Here is a 12,114-nt window from a genome sequence, read left to right as displayed (position 1 = left end):
ATTTATCGCCGTTTGGCCGAAGTTTAGGGTATGGATTTCAACCTCCCGAACGAGCACCGGATGATCCGGGACACCGTTCGTGACTTCTGTGACGAGGAGATCGAGCCCATCGCACAGGAGATCGAGGACGAACACCGGTTCCCCCAGGAGGTGTTCGACGAGTTGGCGAAACTCGACCTCATGGGTGTGCCCGTCCCCGAGGAGTACGGTGGGGCTGGTGGCGACTACCTGATGTACGCGCTCGTCGCCGAGGAACTCGGGCGCGTTTCGGGCTCCATCGGCCTCTCGTACGTCGCTCACACCTCGCTGGCGACGATGCCCATCGTGAAGTTCGGCACCGAAGCGCAGAAGGAGCGGTGGGCAAAGCCCCTCGCTTCCGGCGAGTATCTCGGCTCGTGGGCGCTCACCGAGCCCGGCTCCGGTTCCGACGCCTCGGATATGGACACCACAGCCGAGAAAGACGGCGACGAGTGGGTCATCAACGGGACAAAGCAGTTCATCACGAACGCGAACGTCGCCGGGAGCGTCCTCGTGAAGGCCGTCACCGAGCCCGGTGCGGGCTACGGCGGCATCTCCACGTTCATCGTCGACCCCGAGGAGGACGACGGCTTCGAGGTGACGACGGTGTGGGACAAGATGGGGCTGAACGCCTCGCCCACGTGTGAGATCCAGTTCGACGACGTTCGCGTCCCCGAGGACCGCCTCCTCGGCGAGGAAGGTGAGGGCTGGGAGCAGACGAAGAAGACGCTCAACGGCGGCCGCATCTCGATTGCGGCGCTCTCGACCGGCCTCGCACAGGGCGCGTTCGAGGCGGCCCGCCACTACTCGAAGGAGCGCGAGCAGTTCGGCCAGCCCATCTCGAAGTTCGACGCCATCCGGAACAAGATCGTCGACATGGACCGGAAGATCGAGCGGGCCCGACTCCTGACGCACAAGTCCGCGACGATGTACGACGACGGCGAGGACGTCACTCGCATCTCCTCGCTCGCGAAACTCGACGCCTCGGAAGTGAGCCGCGAAGTCGCCGAGGACGCCGTGCAGGTCCACGGTGGCTACGGCTACACCGAGGACTTCTCGCCACAGCGGTTCTACCGCGACGCCAAACTCATGGAGATCGGCGAGGGGACCAGCGAGATTCAGCACCTCGTCATCGGCCGCGAACTCGGCCTGTAACCGGGCTGTCACTCGCCCCTCGCCCTCTATTCGCACTCGAATTGCTGTATTTAACCCTCGGATATTCTAGCCAGCGTTCCTATTCTGTCTCCCGCTGCGCCTCTCGCTGTCGACATGAAATCGATAGACTGGAAGACGTTGTTGCTCGCCGTCGCTGCGGTGTCGCTCCTCGCGATGCCGGTGGCTGCTGCACCGGTCTCGAACTACGTCGAGAACCCTGGCTTCGAGTCGTTCGAGGACGGGGACCCCGCCGACTGGCGCGTGCTGGCGGGTGACCCGAGCGCGACCGAGGACGCCGCCGAAGGTCAGCGTGCGGTGCTGTTCAACCTCCGCGGCTCGGAGACGGGGTCGACCATCGCACAGAACGTCTCGGAGGAGACCGAGGACGCCGTCGTCGGTGGCTACGAGTACGAGTTCGAGTTCACCGCGAAGCACTCGACGGGTGCGGCCACGGACTCGACGAACGCGACGACCGCCCAGGGCGTCATCCTCTGGAAGAACGCCGTCGGTGAGGTCGTCGACCGCGACGTCATCGACATCGAGGCCGGGTCCTACCAGGCGTACAACGACACGTTCCGCGCACTGGTCGACGCGACGGACGCCGAGGTCCGCTTCACGCTGACTCGTGAGTCCGCGACCGACCGCACCGACGCGACGCTGAAGGTCGACGACGTCGCGTTCGGCCCCAGCGACCAGCAGTAACGCCGTTCCACCCCACGTCCCCCCCTTTCAGTCCTGCGTCGCGATGAGCTTGCGCCACCCAGCGACGAGCACCCGGTCGGTGGCGTGCGCAAAGGCCAGGGCACCTACCACGAACAGCACGCCGTAGCCGAGTGCCGACAGCGAGAACGCGCCGGGGTCGCCCGTCGTCACGAGTCGGCGAACCACGAGCAGGGCGTTGTCGAGTCGGGTGAAGAACACCTCGCGGGCGAACAGCGCGACGTAGCTGCCCGCGACGAGTAGCAGGACGTACGCCGCGAATAGCGCCCGTGGCGGCACCCGCTGCTCGTAGAACTTCGCCCGGACGTCCGGGGTAAAGAACGCCGGCGTTCGCCTGGTCTGGCGGCGGTACTCGACGGCGAAGACGACGACGGCGAGGAGACTCAACGCGACGAGCGTCCCGGTCCACGCCGTCGACTCGCCGACACTGAGAGCCGTCGCGACCGTCTCACGGAGCGGGGCCTCCGCGCGCCACACGACGATAGCCAGCAGGGCGACGAGGACGAACGAGCGGACCGTCCCGTAGCGCGGCACCCACGCGGTGAGGTTCGGTCGGTACATACGTTCACGGCCGTGCCCGGTGACCTGAACGTTCCGGCGAGTTCGGCACGTCGAACTGCTCGCCGAACAGCGATAGCCCCAAGTCGTCACCGTCCGCGCTCCCGGTATGGGCACGCCGCTCGATTCGCGGGCCGAACAGACGCTCGAAGTCGTCGACCGACTGTACGAGGAGTATCCCGACCCGACCATCTCGCTGCACTTCTCGAACCGCCTCGAACTGCTCGTCGCCGTGATGCTGTCGGCGCAGTGTACCGACGAGCGCGTGAACAAGACGACGGAGACGCTGTTCGAGAAGTACCGGACGGCCGAGGACTACGCGAACGCCGACGAGGCGGAACTCTCCGAGGACATCGGGAGCATCACGTACCACAACAGCAAGGCGGGCTACCTGAAAGAGACGGGCCGCATCCTCGTCGAGGAACACGGCGGTGAGGTGCCGGACACGATGAGCGACCTCACCGACTTGCAGGGCGTGGGCCGCAAGACCGCGAACGTCGTCCTCCAGCACGGCCACGATTTGACCGAGGGCATCGTCGTCGACACGCACGTCCAGCGGCTCACACGCCGACTGGGAATCACCGAGGAGGAATCGCCAGAGAAGATCGAACAGGACTTGCTGGGGCTGGTCCCCGAAGACGACTGGAAGGAGTTCACCCACCTGCTCATCAGCCACGGCCGTGCGGTGTGTGACGCCAGGAACCCGGACTGCGACGAGTGCGTCCTCGAAGACATCTGTCCCTCGTCGAAGCTCGATTCGGAGGTCGACCTCGCCAGCGGCGAGGCGTGGTAGTCGAGGGACGCCGAGCCACGACGAGTTACGACGCGAGTACGTACCGGACGACGAACCGCGACAGGCCGGTGAGCCACGCGAGAATCCAGAAGAGCGTGTAGCCGAACACGCCCACACGAAGGCGAGCGCGCCAGTGGCTCATCCGGTCCCCGCCGATTTCGTCGAGCAGGATGTCCTCGTCGTAGTCGTGATACAGGTCGTGTTCCCACTTCGCGCGGAGGATGCGGACGATCCCCGTGAAGCCGAACACGAGGAAGGCGTACGCCGTGAGCCCGAGGAAGGCGTGGATGACGGCGTAGCCGCCGAACTGCGCGGTGTAGCCCCAGTAGCCGAACAGCCGGGGTGCCATCCAGAACACCAGTGGGACCGTTGTCAGGGTCAGCCCCGTCGCGATGTACTTGAGGTGCCAGGTCAGGATGCCCCACGTGATGGGGTCGTTGTCGAGCATGATCCACGCGCCGTAGAGGAAACAGGGCAGACTCACCGTCACCGCGAGCGCGACCACGCCAGCGACGACCGCGTCGGCGACCATTGTCACGCGGTAGGTACGGGGCGCGTTTAGGGGTGCCGAAGTCGGCACGAGAGTCGAATGCCGGAAACTGTTTACCGCCCGCAGTCGAACGTCTATGCGATGTCTGACTCCCGCTCCGACGAGCCCGAGGTGGCCGAGGAGCAGTCGTCTGAACCTGCCGCGGAGACGGGGACGGACCCCGACGCGGCATCCCCAGAGGACCGCGAACTCACGACCGAGGAGCTGCGGGCACAGGTCGAAGCGAAGTACGACTTCGAGAACTTCGGCCCGCGGGAGATGGAGCAGATGACCGTCGAGGAGTGGGAGGCCGTGTTCGACCCCGAGACGTGGATTACGGGCGAGAAACTCCTCGACCGCGTGGAGGCGGACCTCAAGAACCGCGTGCTCCAGCGGGACGTGTTCGCGCGCGTCGAGCGACTCTCGAACCCCGAGCGCGTCGTGGCGTACTCCGACGAGGGGTACGCCGTCGTCTACCCCGACGGGAGCATCGAGGGGGAGGGTACCGTCCTCCGCGACGTAAAACCGACCGTCGCGCTGTGTTCGATGGACGACTACGACGTCCCACCGATGCCCGAGGGCGACCTCCTCCCGAAACCGATGGACGTTCCCGAGGGCTCCGGCGAGTTCGGTAACCTCATGATACAGATCATCGCCGGGGCACAGGTGCTCGCGGGGCTCGTCCTGCTGGGCGCGGCGGTGTTCACCGACCTCTCGGTCATCTCCGGCGTGGCGGGGCTCGGGTTCCTGTTCATCGGCCTCCTGCTGTTCTTCACGGTGGCGAACGCCCGGCTCTCCGACAAGTTCCGCGCCGAGGAGTACCGGAACCGGTTGCGGGCGGTCGGACTGGAGGACGGCGAACGGCCGTCGTTCCTCCCCGACAGCGCCCGGGAGAGTCCCGAGCTGTCAGGTGGCGACGAAGACGGCGAGTCGACGGCCTGAGCGGTGGAAAATCGCGGCGGCAATATTGGAGGAAAAACCCCGGCAGCCGGGGGGCTTCGGTGAATTTATACGCGGACAGGCCTGAGTGGCGAACGTCTATGAACAGACGGGACTTCCTGCGGACCGCGGGCGGCGCGACGGCCTTGGCCGGGGCCGTGGGCGCGTCCGGGACCGCAGCAGCCCAATCGACGAAAGAGGTCGCGGTCGGTCCCGGCGGCAGTCTGGTGTACGAACCCGCCACGGTGTACGTACAGCAGGGCGGGACCGTCAAGTGGGTCTGGGAGTCCGACGGCCACAACGTCGTCGCGGACTCCGTCCCCGAGGGCGCGAGCTGGGAAGGCACCGAGGGCGGTGACGGCCAGCTGTACGACACCGGCCACGAGTACGAGCACACGTTCGACACGATGGGCGAGTACACGTACTACTGTACGCCCCACCGACAGGCCGGCATGGTCGGCACCGTCGTCGTCAACGAGACGGGCCAGCCGCCGTCCAGCGGCGGTGGTGGCGGCGAGGTCGACCCCGAGCACATGGGGGTGCCCATTCAGGCGCACTTCGTCGGCATCGCGACCATCCTCGCCATCGTCGTCTCGGTCATCTTCACCTTCTTCGTCCTGAAGTACGGTGAATCGCCACACGCCAGCGGAGGGAACCGATGAGCGGGAACAACACCTACGGCGACATCCACCGCTACGAGCCGGCTCGTGAGTCGACGGCAGCGGCCATCGGCATCGTCCTGCTGACGGTGCTCGAGGTCGTCTTTGTCGGCCTGTTCACCTACGGGCTGACGGTCGGCTGGGGCTTCTCCGAGTTCGGGAACATGTTCCTCGGTGGCCTGCTCGCCGTCATCTTCCTCGACCTGGCGTTCATCATGCTGCTGTACCGCAAGGAGTTCCTCCCCGACGTGATGATCGTCAAGAAGCGTCGGCGCAAGTGGGAGGACCTCTACATCAAGGAAGAGGACGTCGACGGCACCGACTCGTTCGGCAACGCGTGGGAGAACGTCAAGCGCGCCGTCTACCCCTACTACAAGAAATAATGCCACTCGACGAAGACAAATATCCGACCGAATCCGGCCGTCGACGCTTCGTGAAGGGCGTCGTCGGCTCCGCGACGCTCGCCAGCGTCGGGACGGGCGCGGCCGCCGCCATCGGCACCGCGACCTCCCCGTCCGGGGCTGGTGGAGGTATCACCACGTTCATGGGGATCGAAAACATCGACGGCCCCGCACCGCGCGGGATGCCCATCATCCCGCTCACCATCGAGAACGGTGAGCTGAAGGGCATCTGGCCCGAGGTGAAGGAAATCTCCGAGGGTGGCCGAACCATCCAGGTCGCCGAGACGGAACTCGGCGGCGTCACCTACTCCTCCGAGTGGTTCCAGTACTGCGGCGTTCAGACGTACCCCGGCGTCCAACCCTCCGAGGACCAGGACAACTTCTTCCGGGTCGCCTCGGGCGCGGGCAACACCTACGAGTGGATGTCGGACCTGAGCGCCGGTGACAAGCTCACCGTCGACATGTTCGACGACTACGAGGAGTGGGGCAACGGCATCGGAAAGTCGGGCCTCGGCAAACCGGCCATCGGCACGTGGCGCTCGGTCGACGTCGAGCCGCAGAGCACGATGCCGGTCCAGGTGCTCCGCTCGCCGCGCATCGAGCAGCTCGCCCAGGAGAACGAGTTCATCAACGCCGCGACGCAAGACGGCTTCATCGCGTGGCTGAACAAGTGCACGCACTTCTGCTGTGTGCCTGGCTTCAAGTCGCTCGCCGGCTCCGCGAACTTCGGTGCGGAGGACATGGTGTACTGTCAGTGTCACCAGTCGGTGTACGACCCCTTTAGCCCCGTCTCGAAGTCGTTCGTCGCCCTGCCGCGACCGGAGGAATAACCACATGCGAGACCGTATACCAACCAACGAGGGGAACGAATGAGCCTCGAACGCAAAGACGACCACGACCACGAGGGGTGGATGAAGGAGCGGGACCTCACGCCCGTCGAGACTACCTACCTCACGGTCCTGATGTATCTGGACAAGCGGCTGCGCATCGTTGACTACCTCGAGATCCTCGAGGACCTCTACTACAAGGTCAACATGCAGATGCCGAAGAGCCACACCGAACAGTACAACCTCGACAACAAGTTCTGGTACTGGTACCCCCTCTACGCGCTCGGCAGCTTCAGTACCATCGCGTACGTCGTGGCGGCGATATCGGGTGCGCTCCTCGGCTTCTACTACTCGCCCGCTACCACGGGTGACCCCTCGACCGCGTACAACTCCATCACGTTCATCATGACGGACCTCCGGTTCGGCTTCTTCCTTCGGAGCCTCCACCGCTGGTCCGCTCAGGTGATGGTCGCGGCGGTGTTCCTCCACATGCTCCGTGTCTACTTCACGGGCGCGTACAAGGAGCCCCGCGAACTCAACTGGATTCTCGGCATCATCCTCATCTCGCTGACGATGGTGTTCGGGTACACCGGCTACCTGCTCCCCTGGGACCAGCTCGCGTTCTGGGCCGGCCAGATCGGCGTCGAGATGAGCCTCTCGATACCCCTGGCAGGCGAGTGGGTCGCACAGCTGTTGTTCGGCGGGTTCACGCTGAGTCAGGCCACGCTGCAGCGGATGTACATCCTGCACGTGTTCTTCCTGCCGTTCATCACGACCGCTCTCATCGCGATCCACATCGGCATCGTCTGGATGCAGGGCATCGCGGAACCGCACTGATACCATGAGCGACAACACCAACCCCAACGAGGACAAGGAGATCGCGGCGGACGGAACCGGTATCGTTCCGCCGGACGACGAGACCCCGACGTGGCTCGAGCGGAAGGAGCGCACCGAGGGGCTCGCCCGGCTGACTTACGAGTACTTCGAGCGCTCCCGGCGTGAGGACCAGGACCTCCGAATGGAGTCCGACTACGTCGAGCGCGACGTGCTCGCGTTCCCGGCGTGGCCCCACGAGATGATTCGGAACCTCGCCTTGACGAGCTTCTTCACCGGAATGATCATCTTCCTGGCGGCGGCACTGCCGCCGCACATCGGCGCGCCGGCGAACCCGTCGTCCACGCCCGCGATCATCCTGCCCGACTGGTATCTCTACTGGTCGTTCGGCCTGCTCAAGCTCGGGCCGCTGAACCCCGATCTGAGCCTGCTCGGCGGTCAGAAGCTGCTCGCAGACCGGACGTACGGTGTGCTGGCGAACCTGGTCGTCGTCGGGTTCATCGCCATCGTGCCGTTCCTCAACAAGGGGTCGGCGCGTCGCCCCGTCGAGCAGCCGTTCTGGGCCGCGGTCGGCGTCTTCGGCGTCGTGTTCGCGGTCACCATCAGCGCGCTCTCGGTCAAGAACCTGCTGCCGATGGACTCGAACCTGCTGTTCGACCTGACGTTCCTGCTCCCGTTCGTGGCGGGCTTCATCAGCTACGCCGTGTTCAAGTCGATGCGGGAGGGGTACATGTTCGAGCTCAACCGTCGCTACTACCGGCTCCGGCCGCCGAAGTAGCGTCGAAGTAGCGCGTTTTACGTTCCCCGCGACCCTTCTGGTACGTGATGTCCGACGATGAGCCCCCGGCGTCCGAGTCGCCCGACGACGGCCCGAGCGGCCGCGACGTCGAGATCCCCCTCGAGGCGTACAAGGCCGTCACCGTGTTCTCGACGCTGTTCGCCGTCGTGGCCGTCGTCGCAGGCTTCATCCTCCTCGACGTGGCGACACAGCGGGCGACGGCGTCGCCCGACGACGTGAACGTCCTGCTCGCGCTGTTGGGGCTCGGAAGCATCGCACTCGGGGCGGCGACCTACGCCTTCTCCACTCGCTTCCGCGCTCAGGGAATGGGAAAGCCTAAAGATGGCGCTGACTAACTTTCGCGTAATGGCTGACGAATTCGCGAAGGGACTCGGCATCCTCGTCACCGCGGGGCTCGCGTGGATGACCCTCGCCGGCTGGTACAACACGCCGTCGTTCGAGGGCGCACAGCTCACCGGTGCGACCACGGCCTCGGGGACCATGTACGACCAGCTCGGCCTCGTGCTGAAGGACGCGTTCTTCTGGTTCGCCATCCTCGGCGCCATCACCTTCTGGGTGCTCATCCCGGCGTACAAGAAGGCGACCGAGGCGTACCGCGGCGAGCCCGAAATCCCCGAGTAACCCCCCTTCTCCTTCGTGCTCACACACAGGCGGAGCAGCGCGTACCCCGCACCCTTTTGCCGGGGGGGAGCGAGATACCGATGATGAGCGGACCAACGGAGGGCAGGGCGGTCGGCGTGGTCGGTGACCACCCCGCCGTGGTCGAGGCCATCGAGGCGGTCGGCGGGCGCCCCGCCGTCGGCGACGCCCGGACGGTCGCCGAGACGGATCCGTCGCTCGTGGTCGCTATCGGCGAGGCCGCCCTCCTCGACGTGGTCCGTGCGGGTATCACCGCCCCGACGCTCCCCGTCGAGGCCGGGCGTGCCGTCCGGTCGGTGCCCGGGATGGCCGTCGAACCGGCCGTCGACCGACTCGTGAATGGCGCGTTCGAACCCGTCGACTATCCGGTGCTCGATGTGCAGTCCGCGATCGGGTCGGCTCGCGCGCTGCAGGACGTGATGCTCGTGACTGCCGAGCCGGCGCGCATCTCGGAGTACACGGTTCGGAGCCACGGCGAACTCGTCGACCGGTTCCGCGCCGACGGCGTGCTCGTCGCCACCCCCGCCGGTTCACAGGGGTACGCGCGCGCGTGCGACGCGCCGGTAACACACCCTGCGGCGAGGGTGCTCACCGTCGTCCCCGTCTCGCCGTTCGCGACGGACCAGGACAGCTGGGTCGTGCCGATGGACGGGCTCGAACTCGCCGTCGAGCGGGACGAGACGCCCGTCGAACTGCTCGCGGACGACCGGGCGACGGGAACGGTCGCGCACGGGGAGACGGTTCGGATCGACCGCGACGGCTCGCTTCCGGTCGCCGTCGTCCCCGAGAGCTACGACGTGTTCGGGTGACCGCGGCGAGTCGGCACCTGAATTGGAAAGCTCTTAATGGGTTAGGTGCAGAGTGACGAGTATGGAACCCTTCGTGTCGCTGTTCGGCCCCATCGACGCGATCCTCGCCCCGTACATCGCGTACGTCCTGTTGGCCCTGCTGCTGGTCAACATGTTCGCGCGGGTCCTCGAGTTCCGACAGCACCAACAGCAGGCAGAGAGCGGCGACTGGAAGAACCTCACGCGCCACCCACTGCGCGTCGGCACCAACTTCCTGCTCGTCGTCGGCTCGTTCTACTACCTGACGGTCCACCAGCACGGTGGGCTGGTGTTCGCCGCGCTGTTCCTCGGCGTGTTCGTCACCGACCTCTTCGAGTTCGAGTCCCGGCAGGTGGAGGTCCGCCGCGGCGTCGACCTCGACCGCCCCAAGGGCGCAATCGCCGCGTCGGTGCTCGCACTGCTGTACATCTCGTACCAGACGCTGTTCTTCATCATCGCCCCGGTCTGGAACGGCATCGTCTAAGCCGGCTGCCGTCTTCTCCATCGCTCGTGACCGACCGACGCGTGCGTCTGCCGTCCGTCTGACGAACGTTCATATCACTTGGAGACAATGTCACGGCGTATGGCAGAGGTGACTCAGACATCGGCCGAGTTCGGGGACGACTACGAAGTACACGTGACGGCAGACGGGACCGAACCGCTCAGCACGCACGTCGCGGAGGCGGTGGCGAGGGCCGAGGGCGTCGACGTGACCGAACTCGACGAGGACCTCTACGACGCGATCGACGGGGACGCGCTCGAGACGCTCTACCGCCACACGCAACGGACGGGGGCGTCGTGGCGGCTCAACTTCGAGACGGCGGGCTGGCAGGTCGTCGTGTCCAGCGACGGCACCGTCGCGATCGACTGACGTTCAGTCGTCGAACGGCCAGTCACCGGTGACTTTCATCCCCGCGGCGAGGTCTTGCTGTTCAAGTTCGCGAGCGATGGCGTCGGGGTCACGGTGGTCGATGGCGACCGACTCGCGCGCGAGGTCGACGACCAGTTCGGTGAGGACGATGGCCGACTCGCGGAGGTTCCGCTTCTCCAGTTTGTCGAGCGTGTCCGCCCGGGTGTGGCCCCAGCCACGCCCCTCGTCACCCGTCTCGGCGTGGACCTGATACCCGGGGACCCCGCCCGCCACGAACGACCAGTGGTCGCTGTGCGGGCCGTGGTTCGGGTTCACCGAGACGGGCTGGTCGAGTCGGTCGGCGACCCGCTCGACGGCGGCCCGGAGCTCGGGGAAGCCGTGGGTGTAGGCCGCGAGGTCGCGCCCCCGGACGACGCCGTCGTTGTTGACGACGACCTTTACGGTCTCGGGGTCGACCGCGTCAGCGAGATACGCTGACCCCTCCAGGCCGACCTCTTCGGCACCGAACGCGACGAACTCCACGCCCGTCTCGAGTTCGTCCGCTCTCGCGGCGAGCGCGCGGGCCAGTTCGACCACCATCGCGGTGCCCGCGCCGTTGTCCATCGCCCCCTCGGCGATGTCGTGCGCGTCGACGTGCGAGGTGACGAGGACGCGCGTGTCGGTGTCCGGGCCGAGCGTCGCGTGGACGTTCTGTGACGTCGCGTCGTGGACGTCCGCGTCGACGCGGACGCTCACCTCCGTGCCGTCGGGGACGCGGCCGAGTCGCGCGCCCACCTCCTTCGAGACGCCGACCGCCGGAATCTCACCGATTGGCCGCGCCTCGGTGCCGACGCTCCCGGTCGGGGCGAGACAGCCCTCGACGTGGTTCCGGAACACGAACGCCGCCGCACCGCCCTCGACCGCGTGATAGTACTTCTCGCGTCGGTGGACGAACCGGTCGTACCAGCTGGGGACGTTCGAGGCACACATCACGACCTTCCCCTCGACGTCAGTCTCCTCGAAGTCGATCGGGAGGCCGTACCCGAGGTCGGCGAACTCGGCAGTCACGTCACCCGACGGCGAGCGGGGGAGCGCGATGCTCTCCAGCGACTCGCCGTCGAACTCGACTGCCGAGGAGCCGCGCGTCCACCCCTGGATCTCGAACTCGTCGAGCCACGCCTCGTCGGTGTAGTCGGCGAGTGCGTCGCGGGTCGCTTCTGCGGCCGCCCGCTCGCCCGCAGACCCGGCCATTCGGTCGCCGATGTCTACGAGCGTCTCGAGGTGACTCCAGCCGACGTCGGAGGTGAAGGTATCGCCGATCCAGCGCATGTGCGTGGGGCGTCCGCCGCTGGGATAGTGGTTTCGTAATATTTGCGCCGAAGGGGTTTGGCCGCGCTGCTCACGGGTCCCTCCGGTCCCCGTTCGCTATTTGTCACTCTCTGTGGTCGAGCCACGCTGCTCGCGTGTCGCTCACTTCGTTCCTCCCCGTTCGCAAACTGGTGGCTCTCCCGTCGGTCGAGCCACCCGTTCCTCGCAAGCGTTTTACTCCCCCCCGGCCACGCACGG

17 protein-coding genes are annotated in these 12,114 nt (G+C 66.2%); 14 read left to right on the top strand and 3 right to left on the bottom strand.

From position 1 onward, the window contains the following. Positions 1-30: 30 nt before the first annotated feature. The gene (locus NL126_RS20740) at positions 31-1,173 is read left to right on the top strand and encodes an acyl-CoA dehydrogenase family protein (protein WP_255196787.1); all 1,143 of its coding nucleotides are present in this window, start codon (positions 31-33) and stop codon (positions 1,171-1,173) included. A gap of 114 nt (positions 1,174-1,287) precedes the next feature. Next, positions 1,288-1,875, top strand: coding sequence for a carbohydrate binding domain-containing protein (locus NL126_RS20735; protein ID WP_255196786.1), 588 nt, complete (start codon positions 1,288-1,290; stop codon positions 1,873-1,875). Positions 1,876-1,902: 27 nt separating this feature from the next. Here NL126_RS20735 and NL126_RS20730 read toward each other — a convergent pair whose 3' ends face one another. After that, on the bottom strand, positions 1,903-2,454 hold the full coding sequence (locus tag NL126_RS20730) for a hypothetical protein (RefSeq protein ID WP_255196785.1): 552 nt from the start codon (positions 2,452-2,454) through the stop codon (positions 1,903-1,905). A 106-nt stretch (positions 2,455-2,560) separates the two neighbouring features. Here NL126_RS20730 and nth point away from each other — a divergent pair, with 106 nt between their 5' ends. After that, the gene (gene nth, locus NL126_RS20725; RefSeq protein ID WP_255196784.1) at positions 2,561-3,244 is read left to right on the top strand and encodes an endonuclease III; all 684 of its coding nucleotides are present in this window, start codon (positions 2,561-2,563) and stop codon (positions 3,242-3,244) included. 25 nt (positions 3,245-3,269) lie between these two features. On the opposite strand, the gene NL126_RS20720 is transcribed toward nth, so the two are convergent. Then, the gene (locus tag NL126_RS20720; RefSeq protein WP_255196783.1) at positions 3,270-3,776 is read right to left on the bottom strand and encodes a DUF7321 family protein; all 507 of its coding nucleotides are present in this window, start codon (positions 3,774-3,776) and stop codon (positions 3,270-3,272) included. 99 nt (positions 3,777-3,875) lie between these two features. Between NL126_RS20720 and NL126_RS20715 the strand changes: the two genes are divergently transcribed. The 11 genes from NL126_RS20715 to NL126_RS20665 all read left to right on the top strand — a co-directional run bounded on the left by NL126_RS20715 (position 3,876) and on the right by NL126_RS20665 (position 10,569). Further along, the gene (locus tag NL126_RS20715; protein ID WP_255196782.1) at positions 3,876-4,715 is read left to right on the top strand and encodes a DUF7319 domain-containing protein; all 840 of its coding nucleotides are present in this window, start codon (positions 3,876-3,878) and stop codon (positions 4,713-4,715) included. A gap of 98 nt (positions 4,716-4,813) precedes the next feature. Next, positions 4,814-5,374, top strand: coding sequence for a plastocyanin/azurin family copper-binding protein (locus tag NL126_RS20710; protein WP_255196781.1), 561 nt, complete (start codon positions 4,814-4,816; stop codon positions 5,372-5,374). Beyond that, positions 5,371-5,754 (top strand): DUF7318 family protein, encoded by a 384-nt coding sequence (locus NL126_RS20705; protein WP_255196780.1) that lies wholly within the window; start codon positions 5,371-5,373, stop codon positions 5,752-5,754. The genes NL126_RS20710 and NL126_RS20705 overlap by 4 nt, the downstream gene beginning before the upstream one ends. Continuing rightward, positions 5,754-6,602 (top strand): Rieske (2Fe-2S) protein, encoded by an 849-nt coding sequence (locus NL126_RS20700; RefSeq protein WP_255196779.1) that lies wholly within the window; start codon positions 5,754-5,756, stop codon positions 6,600-6,602. Before NL126_RS20705 ends, NL126_RS20700 begins: the two co-directional genes overlap by 1 nt. Positions 6,603-6,641: 39 nt before the next feature. Further along, a complete protein-coding gene (locus tag NL126_RS20695) occupies positions 6,642-7,436 on the top strand; it encodes a cytochrome b (protein WP_255196778.1) in 795 nt (264 codons plus the stop codon). Positions 7,437-7,440: 4 nt separating this feature from the next. After that, positions 7,441-8,211 (top strand): cytochrome b family protein, encoded by a 771-nt coding sequence (locus tag NL126_RS20690; RefSeq protein WP_255196777.1) that lies wholly within the window; start codon positions 7,441-7,443, stop codon positions 8,209-8,211. 47 nt (positions 8,212-8,258) lie between these two features. Next, the gene (locus tag NL126_RS20685) at positions 8,259-8,567 is read left to right on the top strand and encodes a DUF7315 family membrane protein (protein WP_255196776.1); all 309 of its coding nucleotides are present in this window, start codon (positions 8,259-8,261) and stop codon (positions 8,565-8,567) included. Positions 8,568-8,577: 10 nt separating this feature from the next. Continuing rightward, positions 8,578-8,853, top strand: a complete 276-nt coding sequence (locus tag NL126_RS20680; RefSeq protein ID WP_255196775.1) for a DUF7314 family protein — start codon at positions 8,578-8,580, stop codon at positions 8,851-8,853. Positions 8,854-8,936: 83 nt separating this feature from the next. Further along, on the top strand, positions 8,937-9,680 hold the full coding sequence (locus tag NL126_RS20675) for an NAD(+)/NADH kinase (RefSeq protein WP_255196774.1): 744 nt from the start codon (positions 8,937-8,939) through the stop codon (positions 9,678-9,680). A 61-nt stretch (positions 9,681-9,741) separates the two neighbouring features. After that, the gene (locus NL126_RS20670; RefSeq protein WP_255196773.1) at positions 9,742-10,182 is read left to right on the top strand and encodes a DUF7313 family protein; all 441 of its coding nucleotides are present in this window, start codon (positions 9,742-9,744) and stop codon (positions 10,180-10,182) included. 99 nt (positions 10,183-10,281) lie between these two features. Then, complete coding sequence (locus NL126_RS20665; RefSeq protein WP_255196772.1) at positions 10,282-10,569, top strand: HalOD1 output domain-containing protein; 288 nt, start codon at positions 10,282-10,284, stop codon at positions 10,567-10,569. A 3-nt stretch (positions 10,570-10,572) separates the two neighbouring features. On the opposite strand, the gene NL126_RS20660 is transcribed toward NL126_RS20665, so the two are convergent. Then, positions 10,573-11,877, bottom strand: a complete 1,305-nt coding sequence (locus tag NL126_RS20660; protein ID WP_255196771.1) for a M28 family peptidase — start codon at positions 11,875-11,877, stop codon at positions 10,573-10,575. Between the last annotated feature and the right edge of the window lie 237 nt (positions 11,878-12,114).

This window comes from Halorarius litoreus (assembly GCF_024362405.1).
Lineage (GTDB): Archaea > Halobacteriota > Halobacteria > Halobacteriales > Haloarculaceae > Halorarius > Halorarius litoreus.
This window is presented reverse-complemented; position numbering and strand designations above follow the sequence as displayed.

What these genes read in the sequence shown, in the direction of transcription:
- NL126_RS20740 (WP_255196787.1), top strand. Translation starts at nt 31, where the DNA reads ATGGATTTCAACCTCCCGAACGAGCACCGGATGATCCGGGACACCGTT.
- NL126_RS20735 (WP_255196786.1), top strand. Translation starts at nt 1,288, where the DNA reads ATGAAATCGATAGACTGGAAGACGTTGTTGCTCGCCGTCGCTGCGGTG.
- NL126_RS20730 (WP_255196785.1), bottom strand. Translation starts at nt 2,454, where the DNA reads ATGTACCGACCGAACCTCACCGCGTGGGTGCCGCGCTACGGGACGGTC.
- nth (WP_255196784.1), top strand. Translation starts at nt 2,561, where the DNA reads ATGGGCACGCCGCTCGATTCGCGGGCCGAACAGACGCTCGAAGTCGTC.
- NL126_RS20720 (WP_255196783.1), bottom strand. Translation starts at nt 3,776, where the DNA reads ATGGTCGCCGACGCGGTCGTCGCTGGCGTGGTCGCGCTCGCGGTGACG.
- NL126_RS20715 (WP_255196782.1), top strand. Translation starts at nt 3,876, where the DNA reads ATGTCTGACTCCCGCTCCGACGAGCCCGAGGTGGCCGAGGAGCAGTCG.
- NL126_RS20710 (WP_255196781.1), top strand. Translation starts at nt 4,814, where the DNA reads ATGAACAGACGGGACTTCCTGCGGACCGCGGGCGGCGCGACGGCCTTG.
- NL126_RS20705 (WP_255196780.1), top strand. Translation starts at nt 5,371, where the DNA reads ATGAGCGGGAACAACACCTACGGCGACATCCACCGCTACGAGCCGGCT.
- NL126_RS20700 (WP_255196779.1), top strand. Translation starts at nt 5,754, where the DNA reads ATGCCACTCGACGAAGACAAATATCCGACCGAATCCGGCCGTCGACGC.
- NL126_RS20695 (WP_255196778.1), top strand. Translation starts at nt 6,642, where the DNA reads ATGAGCCTCGAACGCAAAGACGACCACGACCACGAGGGGTGGATGAAG.
- NL126_RS20690 (WP_255196777.1), top strand. Translation starts at nt 7,441, where the DNA reads ATGAGCGACAACACCAACCCCAACGAGGACAAGGAGATCGCGGCGGAC.
- NL126_RS20685 (WP_255196776.1), top strand. Translation starts at nt 8,259, where the DNA reads ATGTCCGACGATGAGCCCCCGGCGTCCGAGTCGCCCGACGACGGCCCG.
- NL126_RS20680 (WP_255196775.1), top strand. Translation starts at nt 8,578, where the DNA reads ATGGCTGACGAATTCGCGAAGGGACTCGGCATCCTCGTCACCGCGGGG.
- NL126_RS20675 (WP_255196774.1), top strand. Translation starts at nt 8,937, where the DNA reads ATGAGCGGACCAACGGAGGGCAGGGCGGTCGGCGTGGTCGGTGACCAC.
- NL126_RS20670 (WP_255196773.1), top strand. Translation starts at nt 9,742, where the DNA reads ATGGAACCCTTCGTGTCGCTGTTCGGCCCCATCGACGCGATCCTCGCC.
- NL126_RS20665 (WP_255196772.1), top strand. Translation starts at nt 10,282, where the DNA reads ATGGCAGAGGTGACTCAGACATCGGCCGAGTTCGGGGACGACTACGAA.
- NL126_RS20660 (WP_255196771.1), bottom strand. Translation starts at nt 11,877, where the DNA reads ATGCGCTGGATCGGCGATACCTTCACCTCCGACGTCGGCTGGAGTCAC.